The 22,911-nt window shown below is 68.9% G+C and carries 15 protein-coding genes, 3 rRNA genes and 1 pseudogene; 4 read left to right on the forward strand and 15 right to left on the reverse strand.

Features of this window, described 5'->3' with window-relative positions:
* Nucleotides 1-42 precede the first annotated feature (42 nt).
* Nucleotides 43-1,425 carry an FAD-binding oxidoreductase gene (locus OG381_RS12750; protein WP_327716223.1) on the forward strand — a complete coding sequence of 461 codons (1,383 nt, stop codon included), beginning with the start codon at nt 43-45 and terminating at the stop codon, nt 1,423-1,425.
* A 111-nt stretch (nt 1,426-1,536) separates the two neighbouring features.
* A complete protein-coding gene (locus tag OG381_RS12755) occupies nt 1,537-3,165 on the forward strand; it encodes a PucR family transcriptional regulator (RefSeq protein WP_327716224.1) in 1,629 nt (542 codons plus the stop codon).
* Between the two features lie 5 nt (nt 3,166-3,170).
* Here OG381_RS12755 and OG381_RS12760 read toward each other — a convergent pair whose 3' ends face one another.
* From OG381_RS12760 to OG381_RS12785, 6 genes are all read right to left on the reverse strand, one after another.
* Nucleotides 3,171-4,307: a glycosyltransferase family 4 protein gene (locus OG381_RS12760; protein ID WP_327716225.1), complete on the reverse strand. Its 1,137-nt coding sequence runs from the start codon at nt 4,305-4,307 to the stop codon at nt 3,171-3,173.
* Between the two features lie 222 nt (nt 4,308-4,529).
* Complete coding sequence (locus OG381_RS12765; RefSeq protein WP_327716226.1) at nt 4,530-5,303, reverse strand: hypothetical protein; 774 nt, start codon at nt 5,301-5,303, stop codon at nt 4,530-4,532.
* A gap of 84 nt (nt 5,304-5,387) precedes the next feature.
* The gene (recN, locus tag OG381_RS12770) at nt 5,388-7,106 is read right to left on the reverse strand and encodes a DNA repair protein RecN (protein WP_327722450.1); all 1,719 of its coding nucleotides are present in this window, start codon (nt 7,104-7,106) and stop codon (nt 5,388-5,390) included.
* 161 nt (nt 7,107-7,267) lie between these two features.
* A complete protein-coding gene (locus OG381_RS12775) occupies nt 7,268-8,173 on the reverse strand; it encodes an NAD kinase (protein ID WP_307032639.1) in 906 nt (301 codons plus the stop codon).
* Complete coding sequence (locus OG381_RS12780; protein ID WP_327716227.1) at nt 8,170-8,985, reverse strand: TlyA family RNA methyltransferase; 816 nt, start codon at nt 8,983-8,985, stop codon at nt 8,170-8,172. The genes OG381_RS12775 and OG381_RS12780 overlap by 4 nt, the downstream gene beginning before the upstream one ends.
* A gap of 7 nt (nt 8,986-8,992) precedes the next feature.
* Complete coding sequence (locus OG381_RS12785) at nt 8,993-9,298, reverse strand: hypothetical protein (protein ID WP_327716228.1); 306 nt, start codon at nt 9,296-9,298, stop codon at nt 8,993-8,995.
* A 42-nt stretch (nt 9,299-9,340) separates the two neighbouring features.
* Here OG381_RS12785 and OG381_RS12790 point away from each other — a divergent pair, with 42 nt between their 5' ends.
* Nucleotides 9,341-9,688, forward strand: a complete 348-nt coding sequence (locus tag OG381_RS12790; protein ID WP_327716229.1) for an alkyl sulfatase C-terminal domain-containing protein — start codon at nt 9,341-9,343, stop codon at nt 9,686-9,688.
* A 1-nt stretch (nt 9,689) separates the two neighbouring features.
* On the opposite strand, the gene OG381_RS12795 is transcribed toward OG381_RS12790, so the two are convergent.
* The 4 genes from OG381_RS12795 to OG381_RS12810 form a co-directional block, all read right to left on the reverse strand.
* Entirely contained in the window at nt 9,690-10,610 is a 921-nt protein-coding gene (locus OG381_RS12795) for an ABC transporter ATP-binding protein (RefSeq protein ID WP_327716230.1), read from the reverse strand.
* On the reverse strand, nt 10,607-11,644 hold the full coding sequence (locus tag OG381_RS12800) for a FecCD family ABC transporter permease (RefSeq protein WP_327716231.1): 1,038 nt from the start codon (nt 11,642-11,644) through the stop codon (nt 10,607-10,609). The genes OG381_RS12795 and OG381_RS12800 overlap by 4 nt, the downstream gene beginning before the upstream one ends.
* Nucleotides 11,641-12,684, reverse strand: a complete 1,044-nt coding sequence (locus tag OG381_RS12805) for a FecCD family ABC transporter permease (protein WP_327716232.1) — start codon at nt 12,682-12,684, stop codon at nt 11,641-11,643. Before OG381_RS12805 ends, OG381_RS12800 begins: the two co-directional genes overlap by 4 nt.
* Nucleotides 12,685-12,762: 78 nt before the next feature.
* Nucleotides 12,763-13,791, reverse strand: a complete 1,029-nt coding sequence (locus OG381_RS12810; protein ID WP_327716233.1) for an HAD hydrolase-like protein — start codon at nt 13,789-13,791, stop codon at nt 12,763-12,765.
* A gap of 72 nt (nt 13,792-13,863) precedes the next feature.
* On the opposite strand from OG381_RS12810, the gene OG381_RS12815 reads away from it, so the two are divergent.
* Nucleotides 13,864-15,156 (forward strand): DUF1015 domain-containing protein, encoded by a 1,293-nt coding sequence (locus tag OG381_RS12815; RefSeq protein ID WP_327716234.1) that lies wholly within the window; start codon nt 13,864-13,866, stop codon nt 15,154-15,156.
* 67 nt (nt 15,157-15,223) lie between these two features.
* Here the strand turns inward: OG381_RS12815 and OG381_RS12820 are convergent, their stop codons facing one another.
* The 5 genes and pseudogenes from OG381_RS12820 to OG381_RS12840 form a co-directional block, all read right to left on the reverse strand.
* Nucleotides 15,224-16,033, reverse strand: a complete 810-nt coding sequence (locus OG381_RS12820; protein ID WP_327722451.1) for a tetratricopeptide repeat protein — start codon at nt 16,031-16,033, stop codon at nt 15,224-15,226.
* A 210-nt stretch (nt 16,034-16,243) separates the two neighbouring features.
* Nucleotides 16,244-16,855: pseudogene (locus OG381_RS49625) on the reverse strand (tetratricopeptide repeat protein); the annotation flags it as partial.
* A 726-nt stretch (nt 16,856-17,581) separates the two neighbouring features.
* Nucleotides 17,582-17,698, reverse strand: a 5S ribosomal RNA gene (rrf, locus tag OG381_RS12830).
* 104 nt (nt 17,699-17,802) lie between these two features.
* Nucleotides 17,803-20,926: ribosomal RNA gene (locus tag OG381_RS12835) — 23S ribosomal RNA — on the reverse strand.
* 304 nt (nt 20,927-21,230) lie between these two features.
* Nucleotides 21,231-22,756: ribosomal RNA gene (locus OG381_RS12840) — 16S ribosomal RNA — on the reverse strand.
* The 16S, 23S and 5S rRNA genes sit together here, the layout of an rRNA operon.
* Between the last annotated feature and the right edge of the window lie 155 nt (nt 22,757-22,911).

The following is a 22,911-nucleotide window of genomic DNA, read 5'->3' on the forward strand; positions in this document are numbered from 1 at the left end:
CTAGGCTGGGACCAATAGCCCCTGCGAGAAAGGGGGCGCCCCATGGCATCCCCGTCGAAGGCGGGCACGGCACTCGCCGCGCTCCGCGAAGATCTGGTGGGCGACGTGTTCGCCCCGGTGGATCCGGGCTACGACGAGAACCGGACCGTCTACAACGCGATGATCGACCGCCGTCCCGCGGTGATCGCGCAGTGTGTGTCCGAGGACGACGTCGTGCGGTCCGTGCGCTTCGCCCGTGACCTGGATCTGCCGATCGCGGTACGCGGCGGCGGGCACAGCGTGGCGGGGATGGCGCTGAACGACGGCGGTCTGGTCGTCGATCTGCGCCATATGCGCGGGGTCACCGTCGATCCGGCCGCCGCGGCGGTACGGGTCGCGGGCGGCGCCACGATGAGCGACCTGGACCGCGCCTGCCAGCCGTTCGGTCTGGCCACCACCGGCGGACGCGCCTCGACCACCGGAGTGGGCGGCTTCGTGCTGGGCGGCGGCAGCGGCTGGCTGGAACGCTGCTGGGGACTGGCAGCCGACAACCTCCTCGGCGTCGAGCTGGTCACCGCCGACGGCTCGACGGTCCATGCGAGCGCCGACGAGAACCCGGAGCTCTTCTGGGGCCTGCACGGCGGCAGCAGCAACTTCGGCATCGCCACCGCGCTCACCCTCAAGCTGCACGAACTGCCGGCGTTCTCCATCGCCCTGCTGCTGTATCTCCCGGAGTTCGGCCGTGAGGTCGTGCGCACCTACCGCGACGTCATCGAGTCCGGTCCCCTGGAGGCGGGCGGCGCCGTCATCTATCTCACCGGCCAGGCGGAGGAGTTCATGCCGCCCCAGCTGGTGGGCACGATGCTGTGCGGTGCGCTGCTGACGTACGCCGGCACCGAGGAGGACATGCGTAAACTCGCCGAGCCGCTGCTGGCCCTGCCGCACGAGGTGGAGATCGTCGGCCAGATGCCCTACGCCGACGTCCAGTGCATGCTCGACGATCCGCCCGGCCTGCGGAACTACTGGTCGGCGGAGTATCTGACGGGCCTGCCCGACGACTACGTGGACGTCTTCTGCGCCCGCGCCGACTCCATGCCGGTCCCGAGCAACACGCTGCACGTGCTGTTCCCGGAGGGCGGGGCGGTCGCCGACGGCCCGTCCGAGTACCCCGTGCCGTACCGGGGCGCGCCGTGGGGCGTGCACCCCTTCGCGGCCTGGGAGGACCCGGCCGACGACGACCGGTGCGCGCAGTGGGTGCGCGAGGTCCGCGCGGACGCCCGCCCGTGGCGCACCGGTGACGTCTACCTCAATTTCATCGGCGACGAGGGCACGGAACGGGTGGTGGCCGGGCTGGGAGCCGAGAACACCGGGCGGCTGGCGGCCCTCAAGCGGGAGTACGACCCGGACAACGTCTTCCGGTTCAACCACAACATCAGACCGGCGTGAGGTCCGGGGCCCGGCGGAGGGCGGCCGGTCGGCGGCGGCCGGGGGCGAGCGCCGTCAGGGTCCGCCGCCCGGAGATGTGCCCGGGGCTCGGGCGCGGGTAGCGTCCGGCTCATGGACAGCAGATTCGACAGCCAGGCCGCCGCCATCACCGTGCAGCGGGCGCTGGAGCTGCCCGGCCTGCGCAGCGGCCTCCCCGAGATCCTCGCGGGCGCCGACCGGCTCCAGCGGCCGGTGCGCTGGGTGCACGCGGGTGAGGTGCCCAACATCGCCTCCCTGCTGAAGGGTGGCGAACTGCTGCTGACCACGGGCTACGGGCTCGGTACCCGTCCGGCCGAGCAGCGCGCGTTCGTCCGCACCCTGGCCGAGCGGGGCATCGCGGCCCTGGTCGTCGAGCTCGGCCCGCGCTTCACGCGCCTCCCGGCGGCGCTGGTCGACACGGCCCGCGCGACCGGGCTGCCACTGGTCCAACTGCACCGCGAGGTGCCCTTCGTGACGGTGACGGAGGAGATCCACACCGAGATCGTCAACGGCCACTACGCCCTGGTCCAGCGGGCGGAGGAGGTCCATCGCCGCTGTACGGAGGCCCTGCTGGGCGGCGGCGGGGTGCCCCAGGTGCTGGGCATCCTGGCCGACTTCAGCGACAACCCGGTCTTCCTGGAGACGACCGACGGCCAGCTGCTCTACGCCGCCGGGGCGGGCCCCGAGGGCGCGGATCCGCTCCAGGTGTGGGAGGGGCTGCGCAGCCAGCACAAGGACACCCCGCCGGCCGGTTCCGTGCTGGTGGACGTGCCCGGGGGCGGCCCGGGCACCGGTTCGGTGCGCGCGCGGCTGGTCCTGCTCCCCGTACGCGCTCCCCTGGTCCCTGTGCACCGGATGGCGGCCGAGCGGGCCGCGGGCATCCTCGCCGTGGTGCTGATGCAGGCCCGGCAGGAGGAGGAGCTGGCCGCGCGGGGCCGGGGCGACTTCCTGACCGACCTAGCCGAGGGCCGTATCGCCGCCGAGGACGCGCCCGCGCAGGCGCGCGTGCTGGGCTTCAAGCCGGGCGCCAGTCCGTTGCTGCCGGTGGTGATGCGGCTCGGCGACGCCCTGTCCCCCGGCGGCGGCTGGGCGGTGCTGGCGCGGGCGGTGTCGGAGGAGCTGGCCGCCGTGGGGGTGCCGGTCCTGCTGGGCGTACGGCCGGTCGAGGGCCGCGTCCTGGTGCTGCTGGGGCTGCGCTCGGAGTCGGAGCGGGCGGCGGTCGCGGACCGGGTCGCGGCGGCGCTGCGGGCGGGGGTGGAGCGGGCGGGGATGCAGCGGCCGGGGGCACAACCGCCGGTGGTCGTCGTCGGGGTGGCGGGCGGCTGGGCGGCGGCTTCGGCGGGGCTGCGGCACGCCGCGGAGACGGCGACCGCCGCGCAGGGTCTGTCGGACCGGCCCTGGTACGACGCCCGCCGCCTAGACATCGACCTGCTGCTGTGGCGGCTGCGCGACCATCCGGACCTCGCGGCCTTCGTCGACCGTGCGATCGGCCCGGTCCGCGACCACGACCACCGCTCCAAGCCACCGCTGCTGCCCACCCTGGAGACCTACCTCGCGCACGCGGGCCGCAAGGCGGAGACGGCACGCGAACTGCATCTGAACCGGCAGACGCTCTACAACCGCCTCGCACGCATCGGCGAGTTGCTGGGCACCGACCTCGACGACCCGCAGACGGTCCTGGCGTTGAGCCTGGCCCTGAGAGCCCGCAGGCACGTCGTCTAGGTCCCTCAGACGAGGGGCCGCGGCTGCGTCAACTCGTCGTAGACGCTGAGCACTTGGGCGACGGTCTCGTCCTCGGACGGCCAGGTGGCGGCCTGCCGTACACCCTTCTCCCGCAGCTCCTCGCACCGCTCGGGATCGCCGAGAAGGCGTACGACGGTGTCGGCGAGGGCCTCCGCGTCGCCGTACGGCACGAGTTCGGCGGCGTCGCCCACGAGCTCGGGCATGCTGCCGACGTCGGTCGCGACGAGCGGCACGCGCGCGTGGAGTGCCTCCTGGGCGAGGACGGAACGGGACTCCCAACTGCTCGACAGCAGCGCGAGATCGGCCGCCGCGAGCAGCTGGGCCACATCGTCGCGCCGCCCGATGAGCCGCACCGGCAGCCCCTCGTCCTCGATCCGGCGCTGCAACTCCGCACGCAGCGGACCCTCCCCCGCGATCACGACGAGCGGCACGGGGTCGAGCTCCCGCCACGCGCGCGAGGCGTCCAGCAGGGTGTCGTACCCCCGATGGCTGTCGAGGGAGCCGACGGCCATCAGCAACGGGCGCCCGGTGGCGCCGAGTTCGGCCCGCACCTTGGGCCGCGGCCGGTCGGGGTCCTCGAGCCGCGCGGCCTTGCGGGCCCCGGGCAGCGCGACGGCGGCGAGCCGCGCGTCCCGCGCGCCCGTCGCCCGCGCCCGGTCGACCAGCGTCGAACTGGCCCCGAGGACCACGGAGGCGGCCTTCACGACCCGCCGCTCCAGCAGCCGCACCAGATGGGCCCGCGCACCCTCGGCACGCGCCCGGTCGTGCCAGGTGACGACGAGCGGGGTCCGCCGCCCGCTGAGCGCGAGCACCGCACGGAACGAGGCGTGCAGCCCGTGCGCGTGGACGAGGTCGGCGTCCGCGCAGGCGGCACGCAACGCGGCGACGGCCCCCGGGTCGCTGCTGCGCGGCACGTGCACATGGTCGGCGCCGGCACCACTGAAGTCGTAGGTGCGATCGGCGTCGGCAGGGGCGCACACGGTCACCCGCACGCCCCTCGCGACCAGCCCGGAGGCCAGGGACCGCACATGCGCGCTGCTGCGGGCGTTGCCACCGCCGAGCACCTGAACGGTGCGCAGCGGCGACTGGCCGTGCGGTGAGTGGCTGCTCACGGGGGTCACGTGGCCGGGGCTCCTGGTTCGGGTCGGGCGGTCACGAGGAAACGTACAGAAGGTGTCGGGCGGAGGGGTGTACCGCGCGCTTCCTACGCGTACTGCGTTCTAGGCCAAGGATGCCAGCACGTACGGGTGTTCCGGGAACGCCGGGGGTGTGGGGGTTCTGGAAGGAGAGGGGGTGGGTCACTCACACGGGTGAGAAACGGGGCGCGCTCGGAGTGAGCGGGGTCACTCGGGAGCCCGAGCGGCCCCGAACGGCAGCGACCGCGCGACCTCACTCACCCTGTCCCCGTACACGGCGGCGGCCACGACAGCGACGGCATGGGCCACCAGCCCAGCCCGCCCGTTGCCCGCCACCACAGCGGCGCCCAGGGCCGCGCCCAGCGCGTGCGCGCCGGTGTCGCCGATCATCGTGCGCTCACCGAGATCCTCCGGCAGCACGGCAGCGGCGGCGCCCACGACCGCGGCGGCCAGTCCTCCCCCGGGCCCCTCGCGCAGCATCCCCGGCACCCCGAACGCGACGACCGAACCGGCCGCCCGCCCCGGCCGCACATCCACCAGGTTGACGAAGTGCGCGGCCCCGGCGATCACCACACCCGCCAGCACCTTGTCGACGAGCCGCCCCTTGAGGAACGCCCCCGCGACGAGCCCGGCGGCCGAGATACCGAACAACTTGACGGCTCCGCTGGTGACTTCGCCTTCCCGCAACGCGCGGAGATGCGCACGGAAGCCGCGGCGCGGATCGCCGGCGCCGACGACATCGTCGTACGCCCCACAGACCCCGGCGGCCGCCACGGCGAGCCCGGCTGCGGGGTGGACGCGAGCGGCGATGAGCGCGGCGCCCGCCGCGGAGGCGGGGCCGGCGTACAACTCGACGGTGCGCCCGGCGTAGTTCTTCCGCTCCCAACGGTCACGTCCGCCAGGAGCGGCGGCCCGCAGGGCGCTGGCGGCGGCGCGGGTGAGGACGGCGGCGAGAGCGAGGGAGAGGGGGCGGCCGATCATCCGGCCACCCTAGTCCGCACCTCCCCTGAAGGGCCCTTGTACGCGAAACGCCTTGCGCGTGAAGAACCCTGCGCGTGCAGAGCCCTACGCGTCCGCCCGAGCCGCCTCCAGCAACTCCTCCGCATGCGCCCGCGCGGTCTCCGAGTCCTCCTGCCCGGCGAGCATCCGGGACAACTCCCGTACCCGCTCCTCGCCTTCGAGGACCTTCACACCGGAGCGCGTGACAGAACCGTCGTTGGTCTTCTCGACCAGCAACTGCCGGTCGGCGAAGGCGGCCACCTGCGGCAGATGCGTCACGACCACGACCTGCGCGGACTTCGCCAGCTTGGCGAGCCGTCGCCCGATCTCGACCGCGGCCTTGCCACCGACGCCGGCGTCGACCTCGTCGAAGAGATAGGTCGGCACGGGATCCGTCCCCGCGAACACGACCTCGACGGCCAGCATCACGCGGGAGAGCTCACCACCGGAGGCCCCCTTGGCGATGGGCCGCGGCGGCGCCCCGGGATGCGGAGCGAGCAGCAGCTCGACCTCGTCGGCACCGGACGGCCCGTACGCGACGGCTCGCCCGCCGACTTCGACGCCTTCCGGATCCTCGGCCTGCCGGATGTCGAAGGACACGCGCGCGTGCGGCATCGCCAGCGAGGCCAGCTCCGCGGTCACGGCGGCGGCGAACCGCGAGGCCGCCTCCACACGCGCATCCGTCAACGCCTGCGCCAGCCCGCCCAGTTCCGCCCGCAGCGCGTCCCGCTCGGCGGTCAGCTCGTCGATCCGCTCGTCGTCGCCGTCGAGTTCGGTGAGCCGCGCGGCCCCCTGCTCCGCCCAGGCCAGCACGGCGGCGACATCCTCGCCGTACTTCCGGGTGAGCGCCGTGAGGGCCGCCCGCCGCTCCTCGACGGCAGCCAGCCGCAGCGGATCGGCGTCGAGGTCGTCGGCGTACCCCGCCAGCTCCCCCGCGACATCGCCCAGCAGGATCCCGATCTCCCCGATCCGGTCGGCGAGCGCGGACAGCGCCGGGTCGTGCGACCGTACGGCCTCAAGGGCCCGCTGGGCGCCCGCGACGAGCGTGGCGGCGTCGATGCCCTCGGGGTCCTCGGGATTCCCGGCGAGAGCGGCGTGCGCGACCGTGGCGGCGGACGACAGGGCCTCCGCGTGCCCGAGCCGCTCGGCCTCCTCCGCCAGTTCGACGTCCTCCCCGGCACGTGGCTCGACGCCGGCGATCTCGTCGAGGCCGTAGCGCAGCATGTCGGCCTCCTGGGCCCGCTCACGCGCACGTGTGGTGATCTCGTCGAGCTCCACGACCACGGCCCGCAGCCTCCGATAGGCCTCGGTGTACTTGGCCAGCGGCACGGTGACGGCGTCCCCGGCGTACCGGTCGAGCGCCTGCCGCTGCCGGGACAGCTTCAGCAGCCCCTGCTGATCCGTCTGCCCGTGCACCGCCACCAGTTCGTCGGCGAGCTCGGCCAGCACCCCGACGGGCACGCTCCGCCCACCGACATGCGCCCGGGACCGCCCCTCGGCGGAAACGGTACGGCTGATGAGCAGCGCCCCGTCATCGAGCTCCGCCCCGGCCTCCTCCGCCCGCACCACGACCGAAGAGCCCGCGGGAACGCTGATCCGCCCCTCCACGACCGCCTTGTCGGCCCCGATCCGCACGAGCGCCGGGTCCGCCCGCCCGCCGAGCAGCAGCCCCAGGCTGGTGACCACCATGGTCTTGCCCGCACCCGTCTCACCCGTGACAGCGGTGAACCCGGGCGACAGCTCGACGACCGCGTCGTCGATGACTCCGAGCGACCGTATCCGCATCTCTTCCAGCACGGTGAAGACCTTACGAGGTAAGAGCGGCCAAGTGCGAGGCACCCTGTCACCCAGGGGAGGGAAGCGCCCCGAAGGGGCGCGGGGAACTGCGCGAGCAACCACAATGCACCCGCACCCGCCGACGCTCCCCGGACACCCCCCGCAGCCGGCTAGTGCGGCGCCCCCCGCCACCCGGACACCGGCAGCGCGAATTTCGCCACAAGCCGGTCGGTAAAGGACGCATGATGCAGTCGAGCCAACCGCACCGGCACAGCCCCCCGCCGCACCTCGACCCTGGCCCCGGGCGGCAGCTCAACCGTCCGCCGCCCGTCGCACCACAGCACCCCCGGCGGAATATGTGGCAGAACCTCCACAGCCAACACAGAATCCGGCGACGTCACCAACGGCTTCGCGAACAGCGCGTGCGCACTGATCGGCACCATCAGCAACGCCTCCACCTCGGGCCACACCACAGGCCCACCGGCGGAGAAGGCGTACGCGGTGGACCCGGTCGGAGTCGACAGCACGATCCCGTCGCACCCGAACCCCGTCACCGGCCGGCCGTCGATCTCCAGCACGACCTCGAGCAGCTTCTCCGCGCCGGCCTTCTGCACCGCCGCCTCGTTCAGCGCCCAGTCCGTGTGGACAATGTCCCCGTTGCTGTGCACGACGACATCGACGGTCATCCGCTCCTCGACCTCGTACGACTTCGTGACCACCCGGTCGACGACCTTGTCGAGATCATCCCGTTCGGCCTCGGCGAGGAACCCGACGCGCCCGAGGTTGACGCCGAGCATCGGCACCCCGGAGGCCCGGGCGAACTCGGCCCCCCGCAGCAGCGTCCCGTCCCCGCCCAGCACGATCAGCAGCTCGCACCCGTCGAGGCACAGCGGAGTCGCCTCCTTGACCAGCTCCACCTCGTCCGGCAACGGCAGGTCGGCGGCCTCGTACTCGAGCACGCGCACGCCGATGCCCTCGCGCAGCAGGCCCTTCACCACCAGCTCGGCGCTGCGGATGGCCGCCGGCCGCCCGGTGTGGGCGAGCAGGAAAACAGTACGAGCTCGGTTCTGGGTCAACGCGGCCCCTCCGCCACTGCACGGTCAACGTCGGCCGGATCCAGGGCGGGTGCCCCGGCGTGCAGCCACAGAAAGTATTCGACATTGCCCGAGGGTCCGGGCAACGGGCTTGCCGTGACCCCCTTCACCCCGAGCCCGAGTTCCCATGCCTTCTCGGCCACACCGCGCACGGCCTCCGCCCGCAGCTGCGGACTCCGTACGACTCCCCCACTGCCCAGCCGTTCCTTCCCCACCTCGAACTGCGGCTTGACCATCATCACCAGGTCGGCGTCCGGCTTCACGCACCGCTCCAAGGCGGGCAGCACCAGCCCGAGCGGAATGAAGGACAGATCCCCCACTACAAGATCCACGGGCTTCCCATCGATCGCTTCAAGCGTCAACTCGCGTACGTTCGTACGGTCCTTGACGGTGACGCGTTCATCGCTCTGGAGAGTCCACGCGAGTTGCCCGTACCCGACGTCGACGGCGACGACGTGCGCGGCCCCCGACCGCAGCAGCACATCGGTGAACCCGCCGGTGGACGCGCCGGCGTCCAGCGCCCGCCGCCCCTCGACCACGAGCCCCCGCGGTACGAACGCCTGCAGCGCGCCCGCAAGCTTGTGCCCGCCCCGCGACACATAGCCGGGGTCGCCGTCGTCGTCCGAGACCACGATCGCCGCCGCGGTCTCCACCTGCGTGGCCGGCTTGGTCGCGACGGTCTTGCCGACACTGACCCGTCCGGCGGCGATCAGCTGACTGGCGTGCTCGCGCGAGCGCGCGAGCTTCCGCCGGACCAGCTCCGCGTCGAGACGTTGGCGTGCGACTCCTGCCACGTTCGGTTCAGCTCCTATTGCCATACGAGGGTGAAGGCGCCCTCTGCTCATACGACGACGGGGGCGCCGGAGTTCCCGGGCGGGCGTCGAGCGCGGTGAGCGCGTCGCGCAGCCCCCGGTGTACATCCTCGTACACCTCGACGTGTCCGTCGGTGGCGAGGTGGTCGGCGTCGCCCAGCCGCTCCAGGTGGGCGTCCACCTCGGCGTTGCCGGTGGGGGTGCGGGAGACGTCCAGCGGGGCCGGGGCGGCGGGTTCGTGCCCCGGCTCCACCGCCTCCTCGAGGGTCTGCGTCTCCGGTGCTGCGTCGCTCATGCCCAGACGCTACCCCGAAGGGCTGGGGTACCGTCGATCTCGATGGCCACGATCGAGGAGTGCCGCGCCGCACTCGAAAAGCTCTCCGACACCATGCAGCGCACCGAGGGGGACGTCCGCACCGCGGCGGCCATGGACCGCTCGGTCAGCTGCCGGATCACCGACCTCGACACCACCTTCGTCGGCCGGATGACGAACGGCCGGATCGTGGTGCACGACACGGTCCAGGGCCCGCCTCCCGAGAAGGCCCAGATCAGACTGACCATGAAGAGCGACGACCTGGTGGCCCTGGTCGACGGCGAGCTGAACTTCGCCAAGGCCTGGGGCTCGGGCCGGGTCAAGCTGGAGGCGGGCCTGCGCGACCTGCTCCAGCTGCGGAAGCTCCTGTAGCTCAGGAGGCCTCGGCGGCGGCCACCTTCCGCACGTCCGTCTTCCTGTCCTCCACCCGCGCCTTCCGCGCCGCCGGCACCACCAGCGGCGTCGCCGTCTCCGGGTCGTCGATGACCTGGCAGCGCAGCCCGAAGACCTCCTCGACCAGCTCGGCCGTGACGATGTCGTTCGGCGCCCCCTCGGCGATGACGCTGCCGTCCTTCAGGGCGATCAGATGCGTGGCGTACCGGGCGGCGTGGTTGAGGTCGTGGAGCACGGCCACCAGCGTGCGGCCCTGTTCCTCGTGCAGCTCGGCGCAGAGGTCGAGGACGTCGATCTGGTGCTGGATGTCGAGATAGGTCGTCGGCTCGTCCAGGAGCAGCAGCGGGGTCTGCTGGGCGAGCGCCATGGCGATCCACACCCGCTGGCGCTGACCGCCGGACAGCTCGTCGACGTACCGGTCCGCGAGCTCGGCGACCCCGGTCTGCGCCATCGACTCCTGCACGACCCGCTCGTCCTCGGTCGACCACTGGCGCAGGATGCCCTGGTGCGGGTAGCGGCCGCGGCCCACCAGGTCGGCGACGGTGATCCCGTCGGGCGCGATGGACGACTGCGGCAGCAGGCCCAGCGTCCGCGCGACCTTCTTCGCGGGCATCGACTGGATGACCTGACCGTCGAGCAGCACCCGCCCCTGGTTCGGCTTCAGCATCCGCGACAGCGCCCTCAGCAGGGTGGACTTGCCGCACGCGTTCGGGCCGACGATCACGGTGAAGGAGTTGTCGGGGATCTCCACCGACAACTGCTCGGCGATGACGCGCTGGTCGTAGGCCAGGGTGACGTTCTCGGCGGAGAGGCGGTTCACGGTGCTCCTTCGGGTGTTCCGGTTCGCCCGGGTGTTGTTGGTCGCCGAGCCGCTCACGTCCGGCTTGCGCGAGCCGCTCATATCCGGCCCGCCTTCCGCTCGGTGACCAGCAGCCACAGCAGATAGACACCGCCGAGCACACCGGTGACCACGCCCACCGGCATCTGGTCGGCGCCGAAGACCTTCTGCGAGATCCAGTCGGCACCGACCAGCAGGGCGGCGCCCATGCACAGCGAGGGCAGCAGGTTCGGGCCGGGCGAGCGGGTCAGGCGCCGGGCGAGCTGCGGCGCGGTGAGCGCCACGAAGCTGACCGGACCGGCGGCGGCCGTCGCGGACGCGGTGAGCAGGACGGCGGCGATCATCAGCAGCCCGCGCACCCGCTCCACGCGCACCCCGAGGGCGTACGACACGTCGTCGCCCATCTCCATCATCCGCAGCCCGCGCGCATTGGCGAGGACGAGCGGTACGAGGACGGCACACAGCCCGAGCAGCGGCCACACCTGCTCCCAGTCACGGCCGCTGAGCGACCCGGTCATCCAGACCATCGCCCGGGCCGCGTCGGTGATGTCGGACACGGTCATCAGATAGCCGTTGACCGCCGTGAGGATCGCGGACACACCGATGCCGACCAGCACCAGCCGGTATCCGTGCACACCCTGCTTCCACGCGAGCAGATAGATGGCGAGCCCCGCCACCAGACCGCCCACCAGCGCCCCGACGGTGACCTCGGCCGCGCTCCCGGAGAACAGCACGATCATCACGAGCGCACCGGCCGTCGCCCCCTGTCCGAGACCGAGGATGTCCGGGCTGCCCAGCGGGTTGCGGGACACGGCCTGGAATAGCGCGCCGCCGAGCCCGAGCGAGGCGCCGACCAGCAGCCCGACCAGGACCCGGGGCAGCCGCAGCTCGTTGACGATGAACTCCTGGCCCGCGTTCCCGTTGCCGAGCAGCGTCTTGAGCACGTCGCCGGCCGGGATCGGGAAGTCGCCGGTGCCGATGAGCACGACACTCGCGGTGAGCGCGGCCGCCAGCAGCAGGAGGACGACGGTGAAGGCACGGACGTCGAGGCGGACCGACAGCCCGCCCGGCGTCCTGATGGCACGGTTGGTCTTCACAGCTGCGCCGTCCTCCGCCGTCGTACGAGAAAGATGAAGACCGGGCCACCGAGGATCGCGGTGACGATGCCGACCTGAAGTTCGGAGGGCCGGGCGACGATCCGGCCGATGACGTCGGCGCCGAGCAGCAGCACGGGCGACAGGACGGTCGCGTACGGCATGATCCAGCGCAGGTCGGGCCCGGTGAAGGAGCGCACGACGTGCGGCACCATCAGGCCGACGAACACGATCGGTCCGCACGCGGCGGTCGCGGCCCCGCACAGCACGGTGGCGGCGAGCATCGACAGCGCCCGGGTGCGGTTGAGGTTGGCACCGAGGGCCTTGGCGGTGTCGTCGCCCATCTCCATGGCGTTGAGCGGCCGGGCGAGCGCGAGGGCGAGGAACGTGCCGACCGCGAGGAACGGCAGGACCTGGAGGATGGTCGACTCGCTGGCCGAGGAGAGCGAACCCACCGTCCAGAAGCGCATCTTGCCGAGCGCGGCCTCGTTCGTGATCATCACGGCCTGGAGATAGCCGTAGAGCGCGGCACTGATCGCCGTGCCGGCGAGCGCGAGCCGCACCGGCGTCGCCCCCCGGCTCCCGCCGAGGAACCACACGAGCGCCCCGACCGCGGCCGCGCCGAGGAAGGCGAACCAGACATAGCCCGTCAGGCTCGTGACACCGAAGTACGTCATGGCGGTGACGACCGCCGCGGACGCACCCGCGTTGATGCCGAGCAGCCCGGGGTCGGCCAGCGGATTACGGGTGAGCGCCTGGAGGACCGCACCCGACAGACCGAGCGCGGCACCTGCCAGCAGACCCAGCAGGGTCCGCCAGAGCCGCTCGGTGACAACGACATCGCCGTATGTCCCCGAGTCCTCGAACAGACCGTGCCACACCTGCCCCATCGACAGCTCTTTCGCCCCGATCGCGATGCTCGCCAAGGCGACGAGCACCAGGATCGCGACGGACACGAGCAACCCAAGGGCACGTATCGCCCGGCGGGTTGGGGGCGCGGGGGCGGTCTCCGCGCGCTGTTCGGGAGGACTGTCGACCAACACGCAGTTAGGTTAGCCTACCCTCGGATTAAGCCACGATCCCGCTGCACGGGTTCACAGGGTGGGCGCCAGGCGCACCCCTCACAGACCCAGCCGCGCGAGCGCCTTTCCTCCGTCCAGCTCGCACGTTCCCGCACCGGCCGCCGTCCACGCCGCCGCGCACAGCGCCCGCAGCCCGTCCAGGGCCTCCCCCTCACCAGCCAGTTCCAGCCGCTCGGCACCGGCCGTCGCCGTCCAGCCGCCGCACCGGAACCCCCCACCCGCCTCGGTGACTTCGGGCTGCCCCGTCAGCATGCCGCGCAGATCGGCGTCGACATACGTCGGCCGGTGCTGCGGCGGCGCGGCCAGCAGCTGCGCCCCGTCGGTCACCCCGGTCAGAACGAGCAGCGAGTCGACCTCCCCGTTGAACGCGCCCTCGATGTCCGTGTCCAGCCGGTCCCCGACCACCAGCGGCCGCTCGGCACCGGTCCGCAGGATCGTCTCCCGGTGCATGGGAGGCAACGGCTTGCCCGCGACCTGCGGCTCCGCACCGGTCGCGATCCGCACGACCTCCACCGCCGCCCCGTTGCCCGGCGCGATCCCACGCCCGCTGGGAATCGTCAGATCGGTGTTGGACGCGAACCACGGCACCCCGCGCGCGACGGCGTACGAAGCCTCGGCGAACCGCCCCCACGGCAGATCCGGGCCCCCGAACCCCTGGACCACCGCGGCCGGATCGTCATCCGCCGACTCGACGGGCTCCAGCCCCCGCTCCCGCAGCGCGACCCGCAGCCCCTCCCCGCCGATCACCAACACCCGCGCCCCCGCGGGCACCTGCTCACTGATGAGCCGCGCGACGGCCTGAGCCGAGGTGATGACGTCACCGGCTTCCGTCGGTATCCCCAGCTCGGTCAGATGCTCGGCGACGGTGTCCGGCGTCCGCAGCGCGTTGTTGGTGACGTACGCGAGATGCATCCCGCCGGCCCGAGCCGTGGCCAGCGACTCGACGGCGTGCGCGATCGCGTTCCCGCCCGCGTACACCACCCCGTCGAGGTCGAGCAGCGCGGTGTCGTACGCCTCGCTCAGGGCCTGGCCACTGCCCTCGGGCCTCGTCCTGACGCTCTGGCTCATTCCACATCGCTCCTCGCTCGACGGCTTTCCCCCGATCATCCCTCACGCCACTGACACACGTACGATGCCGGGATGAACACCGCAGGTCACTCGGAAGCAATGGCGCGCCGGGGCCTGGAACTCACCCCGTTCCGAGGCCTTCGTTACGACCCCGACCGGGTCGGCAGCCTCGCGGCCGTGACGTCCCCGCCGTACGACGTCGTCGTACGCCCCGACGGCGTCGTCCACCTCCAGTCCGCGGACCCGTACAACATCGTCCGGCTGATCCTGCCCCAGGCGATCACCTCCACCGCCCGCAACGAACAGGCCGCCGACACCCTGCGCCGCTGGCTCGCGGAGGGCGTCCTGACCGCCGACCCCGACCCCTGCCTGTACGTCTACGAACAGCGCGCGACCGACGGCATGCTCCAACGCGGCGTCATCGGCACCCTGCGGCTGTCGGATCCGTCCGAAGGCGTGGTCCTGCCGCACGAGGACGTCATGCCGCACGTGGTCGCCGACCGCGCCGCCCTCATGCGCGCCACCTCCGCGAACCTGGAACCCCTGCTCCTGACCTACCGCGGCAACGGCTCCCCTGCCGACACGACAGCCGTCGTCGAACGCACGGCGGAGCAGGAGCCGCTCCTGGCCACCACCACCGAGGACGGCTACCGCCACCGCCTGTGGGCGATCACCGACCCCGCCGACATGGCCACGATCCAGCACGACCTGGCCGGTCACCAGGCACTCATCGCCGACGGCCATCACCGCTGGGCGACATCCCTCCGTCTACGCGCGGAGCACCCCTCCCCCAGCCCTTGGGACCACGGCCTCGTCCTCCTGGTCGACACGGCCCGCTACCCCCTGCGCGTCCGCGCCATCCACCGCCTCCTGCACGGCCTGCCCGTAGCGGACGCCCTGGCCCCGCTCGAGGGTCTGTTCCGCATACGCCGTCTCGACGTCCCCTTGGCCGAGGCCCTGGACACCCTCGCCGACGCGGCCTGCGCGGGCAACGCGTTCCTGCTCGCCGGAGACGGCGCCTTCCACCTCGTCGACCGCCCGGACCAGGATCTCCTCGCCCGTACGGTCCCCACGGACCGCCCTGCGGCCTGGCGCACCCTGGACGCGACGGTCCTGCACGCCACGCTCCTCGACCACGTCTGGCACGTCCCCGAGGACGACCCCACCCGCATCGCCTACATCCACGACACCGCCGCCACGGTCCGCAAGGCGGAGCGCGACGGCGGTACGGCCGTCCTCATGCACCCGGTCCGCGAGGAGGTCGTCCGCGACCTGGCCCGCCAGGGCGTCACGATGCCCCGCAAGTCGACGTCGTTCGGCCCCAAGCCGGCGTCCGGCCTGGTGCTGCGCGCGCTGGAACTCTGAGCCGTCGTCAAACGACAAAGGGCGGGATCCCGTTGAGGGGATCCCGCCCTTCTGTCACTTACCGACGTCAGTCCTTGTCGTCCTCGTCCGCTTCCACGTCGTCCGCTTCCACGTCGTCTGCCTCGGCGACGTCCGCTTCCGCATCCGCCTCGGCTTCCACCTTCTCGGAAACGCCCTCGGCCTCGGCGTCGCCCTCCTCACCGAGCGCGTCGACGAAATCGACACCATCCATCTCGGCGAGCCGGTCCGAGGCGTCCGTGCTGCCGTCCTTGTCGGACTCCACGGCCTTGGCGAACCACTCCCGTGCCTCGTCCTCCCGGCCGGCGGCGAGCAGGGCGTCGGCGTACGCGTAGCGCAGACGCGCAGTCCACGGCTGTACGGAGTTGGAGGCCAGCTCGGGGCTCTGCAGCGTCACGATGGCCGCGTCCAGCTGCCCCAGGTCACGCCGGGCACCTGCCGCGACGAGCCGCATCTCGACCTGGCCGGCCTTGTCCAGCTTGTTCACGTCGGGCGCCCCGGCCATCTCCAGCGCCTTCTCCGGCCGTCCGAGTCCACGCTCGCAGTCGGCCATGAGGGGCCACAGCTCCACACCGCCGCTCATCCGCCGCGCGGCCCGGAACTCGGCGAGCGCCTCGGAGTACTTCTGGTTCGCGTACGCCGCAAATCCGGCGGCCTCCCGTACGGCGGCGACACGCGACGCCAGCCGCAGAGCGATCTTGGAGTAGGCGTACGCGCCCTCGGGGTCCTCGTCGATGAGCCGGGCGACCATCACCAGGTTCTTGGCGACGTCCTCGGCGAGCGTCTTCGGCAGGCTCTGCAGCTCCTGCCTGACGTCCTTGTCGATCTCGTCGCCCGTGACGTCCTCGGGGATCGGCAGCCGCTTGATCGGCTCCCGGTCCCGGTCCCGCTCATCACGGAAACCGCCGCCACCGCGCCGGTCGTCACGACGCTCGTATCCACCACGGCTGTCGTCACGCCGGTCGTCACGCCCACGGAACCCTCCGGGGCGGCCACCACGGTCATCCCCACGGGCCCCTCCAGGACGGCCACCTCGGTCATCCCGACGCGGTCCGCGGTCGCCCCGGTCGTCCCGGCCACGGAAGCCACCGCGCTCACCGCGGCTGTCGCCTCCCCGGCTGTCGTCACGGCGGAACGCCGGACGGGGGCCACGGTCATCGCCACGGTTGTCGTCTCGGCGGAACGCCGGACGAGCGCCGCGGTCATCGCCACGACGGTCATCCCGCCGGTCGTCGCGACGCTCGAAGCCGCCACCACGGTTGTCGCCACCACGGTTGTCATCGCGACGGAAACCGCCACGGTCACCACCGCGGTCGCCCCGGTCGTCGCGACGGAAGCCGCGGTCATCGCCACGGTTGTCGTCACGGCGGAACGCCGGACGGGGGCCACGGTCGTCACCACGGTTGTCGTCTCGGCGGAACGCCGGACGGGAGCCACGGTCGTCACCACGGTTGTCGTCTCGGCGGAACGCCGGACGGGAGCCACGGTCATCGCCACGACGGTCATCCCGCCGGTCGTCACGACGCTCGAAGCCGCCACCACGGTTGTCGCCACCACGGTTGTCATCGCGACGGAAACCGCCACGGTCGCCACCGCGGTCATCCCGGCGGAAGCCGCCACGGTCGCTGTCACGCCGGTCGGAGCCGCCACGGTTGTCGTCGCGACGGAACGCCGGACGGGGCCCGCGGTCGTCGCCACGGCGGTCGTCACGCCGGTCGTCGCGTCGGGGGTAGCCACCGCCACGGTTGTCGCCACCGCGGTTGTCATCGCGGCGGAACGCCGGACGAGGCCCGCGGTCGCCCTCACGGCGCTCCCCACGGTCCCGGTCGTCACGGCGGACGGCGGGACGCGGCCCGCGATCGTCATCCCGGCGGAAGCCGCGGTCACGGTCGTCCCGACGCGGCCCAGTGGGACGGTCGTCCCGGCGGAACGCCGGACGAGGCCCGCGGTCGTCGCCACGGCGGTCATCACGCCGATCGTCGCGTCGGACGTAGCCGCCACCACCGCGGTTGTCGCCGCCACGGTTGTCGCTACTGCGGTTGTCATCACGGCGGAAACCACCGCGGTCGCCACGGTCGTCGCGTCGGGGGTAGCCAGCGCCACGGTTGTCGCCACCGCGGTTGTCGCCGCCACGGTTGTCGTCCCGGCGGAACGCCGGACGGGGCCCACGGTCGCCGCCCCGGTCGTTACCGCGGTCACCGCCGCGGTATCCGCCACGGTCACCGCGATCGTTGCGGTCACCACTGTCCCGTCGCCGCTGGTCGCGCTCCGGTCGGTCGTCGGGAGAGTTGGTGGACATGGGTGACTCCTGTCTCGGTACTGCAAATCTCGGTACTGCAAACATTGTAAAAACAAAAGGACCCCTGGTCCCAGCTGAACGCTGGGACCAGGGGTCCTTCCAAAGATTGTTCGGCGGCGTCCTACTCTCCCACAGGGTCCCCCCTGCAGTACCATCGGCGCTGTAAGGCTTAGCTTCCGGGTTCGAAATGTAACCGGGCGTTTCCCTCACGCTATGGCCACCGAAACCCTAATGGTTTCGAGCGAACAAGCACACTTTTCTGTTATGCGTTCTGCTCTAAGCCGGCAACAGTCGTTGCCTCAGAACTAACACAGTGGACGCGAGCAACTGAGGACAAGCCCTCGGCCTATTAGTACCGGTCACCTCCGCACGTTACCGTGCTTCCAGATCCGGCCTATCAACCCAGTCGTCTACTGGGAGCCTTAACCCCTCAAAGGGGGTGGGAATACTCATCTCGAAGCAGGCTTCCCGCTTAGATGCTTTCAGCGGTTATCCCTCCCGAACGTAGCCAACCAGCCATGCCCTTGGCAGAACAACTGGCACACCAGAGGTTCGTCCGTCCCGGTCCTCTCGTACTAGGGACAGCCCTTCTCAATATTCCTGCGCGCGCAGCGGATAGGGACCGAACTGTCTCACGACGTTCTAAACCCAGCTCGCGTACCGCTTTAATGGGCGAACAGCCCAACCCTTGGGACCGACTCCAGCCCCAGGATGCGACGAGCCGACATCGAGGTGCCAAACCATCCCGTCGATATGGACTCTTGGGGAAGATCAGCCTGTTATCCCCGGGGTACCTTTTATCCGTTGAGCGACGGCGCTTCCACAAGCCACCGCCGGATCACTAGTCCCGACTTTCGTCCCTGCTCGACCCGTCGGTCTCACAGTCAAGCTCCCTTGTGCACTTACACTCAACACCTGATTGCCAACCAGGCTGAGGGAACCTTTGGGCGCCTCCGTTACTCTTTAGGAGGCAACCGCCCCAGTTAAACTACCCATCAGACACTGTCCCTGATCCGGATCACGGACCCAGGTTAGACATCCAGCACGACCAGACTGGTATTTCAACGACGACTCCCCCTGAACTGGCGTCCAGAGTTCACAGTCTCCCAGCTATCCTACACAAGCCGAACCGAACACCAATATCAAACTGTAGTAAAGGTCCCGGGGTCTTTCCGTCCTGCTGCGCGAAACGAGCATCTTTACTCGTAGTGCAATTTCACCGGGCCTATGGTTGAGACAGTCGAGAAGTCGTTACGCCATTCGTGCAGGTCGGAACTTACCCGACAAGGAATTTCGCTACCTTAGGATGGTTATAGTTACCACCGCCGTTTACTGGCGCTTAAGTTCTCAGCTTCGCCAAGACGAATCTTGACTAACCGGTCCCCTTAACGTTCCAGCACCGGGCAGGCGTCAGTCCGTATACATCGCCTTACGGCTTCGCACGGACCTGTGTTTTTAGTAAACAGTCGCTTCTCGCTGGTCTCTGCGGCCACCCCCAGCTCACCGAGTAAATCGGATCACCAGTGATGGCCCCCCTTCTCCCGAAGTTACGGGGGCATTTTGCCGAGTTCCTTAACCATAGTTCACCCGAACGCCTCGGTATTCTCTACCTGACCACCTGAGTCGGTTTAGGGTACGGGCCGCCATGAAACTCGCTAGAGGCTTTTCTCGACAGCATAGGATCATCCACTTCACCACAATCGGCTCGGCATCAGGTCTCAGCCTTGATGAGCGGCGGATTTACCTACCACTCGGCCTACACCCTTACCCCGGGACAACCACCGCCCGGGATGGACTACCTTCCTGCGTCACCCCATCACTCACCTACTACCACCGTGGTTCGGCGGCTCCACCACTTTCCATTCCCCGAAGGGTCCGGAACGGCTTCACGGCCTTAGCATTAATGGGTTCGATGTTTGACGCTTCACAGCGGGTACCGGAATATCAACCGGTTATCCATCGACTACGCCTGTCGGCCTCGCCTTAGGTCCCGACTTACCCTGGGCAGATCAGCTTGACCCAGGAACCCTTAGTCAATCGGCGCACACGTTTCTCACGTGTGTATCGCTACTCATGCCTGCATTCTCACTCGTGAACCGTCCACCACTAGCTTCCGCTGCGGCTTCACCCGGCACACGACGCTCCCCTACCCATCCATACGGGCGTTGGCCCTATTGTATGAATGACACGACTTCGGCGGTACGCTTGAGCCCCGCTACATTGTCGGCGCGGAATCACTAGACCAGTGAGCTATTACGCACTCTTTCAAGGGTGGCTGCTTCTAAGCCAACCTCCTGGTTGTCTGTGCGACTCCACATCCTTTCCCACTTAGCGTACGCTTAGGGGCCTTAGTCGATGCTCTGGGCTGTTTCCCTCTCGACCATGGAGCTTATCCCCCACAGTCTCACTGCCGTGCTCTCACTTACCGGCATTCGGAGTTTGGCTAAGGTCAGTAACCCGGTAGGGCCCATCGCCTATCCAGTGCTCTACCTCCGGCAAGAAACACACGACGCTGCACCTAAATGCATTTCGGGGAGAACCAGCTATCACGGAGTTTGATTGGCCTTTCACCCCTAACCACAGGTCATCCCCCAGGTTTTCAACCCTGGTGGGTTCGGTCCTCCACGAAGTCTTACCTCCGCTTCAACCTGCCCATGGCTAGATCACTCCGCTTCGGGTCTTGAGCGCGCTACTAAATCGCCCTATTCGGACTCGCTTTCGCTACGGCTTCCCCACACGGGTTAACCTCGCAACACACCGCAAACTCGCAGGCTCATTCTTCAAAAGGCACGCAGTCACGACTGTATGTGCAAGCACATACAGCGACGCTCCCACGGCTTGTAGGCACACGGTTTCAGGTACTATTTCACTCCGCTCCCGCGGTACTTTTCACCATTCCCTCACGGTACTATCCGCTATCGGTCACCAGGGAATATTTAGGCTTAGCGGGTGGTCCCGCCAGATTCACACGGGATTTCTCGGGCCCCGTGCTACTTGGGTGTCTCTGAAACGAGCCGTACAGATTTCAGCTACGGGGGTCTTACCCTCTACGCCGGACCTTTCGCATGTCCTTCGCCTATCCATACGGTTTCTGACTCGTCTCACAGCCGGCAGACTGTGAAAGAGAGATCCCACAACCCCCACGACGCAACCCCTGCCGGGTCTCACACGTCGTAGGTTTGGCCTCATCCGGTTTCGCTCGCCACTACTCCCGGAATCACGGTTGTTTTCTCTTCCTGCGGGTACTGAGATGTTTCACTTCCCCGCGTTCCCTCCACATACCCTATGTGTTCAGGTATGGGTGACAGCCCATGACGACTGCCGGGTTTCCCCATTCGGAAACCCCCGGATCAAAGCCTGGTTGACGGCTCCCCGGGGACTATCGTGGCCTCCCACGTCCTTCATCGGTTCCTGGTGCCAAGGCATCCACCGTGCGCCCTTAAAAACTTGGCCACAGATGCTCGCGTCCACTGTGCAGTTCTCAAACAACGACCAGCCACCCATCACCCCCAACCTGAGCTGGAGTTCACTGGGGCCGGCGTCGAGGGGGTTCATTCCCTCAGACACCCAACAGCGTGCCCGACACCCTCGCCACTCTGGTCAGCTTTCCACGCTCCGAAGAGCAGTACTTGCAGCCCGAGATGACTGAGAGTGCCGAATAATCAACGTTCCACCCTTGAGCAACCACCGCAGAACATTTGCCTGCGTAATGGTCTCTGAGCCTGTCCCGAAGGACCGACTAAGAAGTGCTCCTTAGAAAGGAGGTGATCCAGCCGCACCTTCCGGTACGGCTACCTTGTTACGACTTCGTCCCAATCGCCAGTCCCACCTTCGACAGCTCCCTCCCACAAGGGGTTGGGCCACCGGCTTCGGGTGTTACCGACTTTCGTGACGTGACGGGCGGTGTGTACAAGGCCCGGGAACGTATTCACCGCAGCAATGCTGATCTGCGATTACTAGCAACTCCGACTTCATGGGGTCGAGTTGCAGACCCCAATCCGAACTGAGACAGGCTTTTTGAGATTCGCTCCACCTCACGGTTTCGCAGCTCATTGTACCTGCCATTGTAGCACGTGTGCAGCCCAAGACATAAGGGGCATGATGACTTGACGTCGTCCCCACCTTCCTCCGAGTTGACCCCGGCGGTCTCCTGTGAGTCCCCATCACCCCGAAGGGCATGCTGGCAACACAGGACAAGGGTTGCGCTCGTTGCGGGACTTAACCCAACATCTCACGACACGAGCTGACGACAGCCATGCACCACCTGTACACCGACCACAAGGGGGGCACCATCTCTGATGCTTTCCGGCGTATGTCAAGCCTTGGTAAGGTTCTTCGCGTTGCGTCGAATTAAGCCACATGCTCCGCTGCTTGTGCGGGCCCCCGTCAATTCCTTTGAGTTTTAGCCTTGCGGCCGTACTCCCCAGGCGGGGAACTTAATGCGTTAGCTGCGGCACCGACGACGTGGAATGTCGCCAACACCTAGTTCCCACCGTTTACGGCGTGGACTACCAGGGTATCTAATCCTGTTCGCTCCCCACGCTTTCGCTCCTCAGCGTCAGTAATGGCCCAGAGATCCGCCTTCGCCACCGGTGTTCCTCCTGATATCTGCGCATTTCACCGCTACACCAGGAATTCCGATCTCCCCTACCACACTCTAGCTAGCCCGTATCGAATGCAGACCCGGGGTTAAGCCCCGGGCTTTCACACCCGACGTGACAAGCCGCCTACGAGCTCTTTACGCCCAATAATTCCGGACAACGCTTGCGCCCTACGTATTACCGCGGCTGCTGGCACGTAGTTAGCCGGCGCTTCTTCTGCAGGTACCGTCACTTTCGCTTCTTCCCTGCTGAAAGAGGTTTACAACCCGAAGGCCGTCATCCCTCACGCGGCGTCGCTGCATCAGGCTTTCGCCCATTGTGCAATATTCCCCACTGCTGCCTCCCGTAGGAGTCTGGGCCGTGTCTCAGTCCCAGTGTGGCCGGTCGCCCTCTCAGGCCGGCTACCCGTCGTCGCCTTGGTGAGCCATTACCTCACCAACAAGCTGATAGGCCGCGGGCTCATCCTTCACCGCCGGAGCTTTCAACCACCACAGATGCCTGCGGTAGTGGTATCCGGTATTAGACCCCGTTTCCAGGGCTTGTCCCAGAGTGAAGGGCAGATTGCCCACGTGTTACTCACCCGTTCGCCACTAATCCCCACCGAAGTGGTTCATCGTTCGACTTGCATGTGTTAAGCACGCCGCCAGCGTTCGTCCTGAGCCAGGATCAAACTCTCCGTGAATGTTTACCCGTAATCGGGTGCACACATCACGAGAGCGGAACCACCGGCGGAATAAGCCGATGGTTCACAGCGTCCTCGCTGTGTTTTTCTTCAAAGGAACCTCATCTACGACCATGACGGCCGGAGACGGGGTATCAACTAATCTGGCGTTGATT

It is taken from the genome of Streptomyces sp. NBC_00490, from assembly GCF_036013645.1.
GTDB lineage: Bacteria > Actinomycetota > Actinomycetes > Streptomycetales > Streptomycetaceae > Streptomyces > Streptomyces canus_F.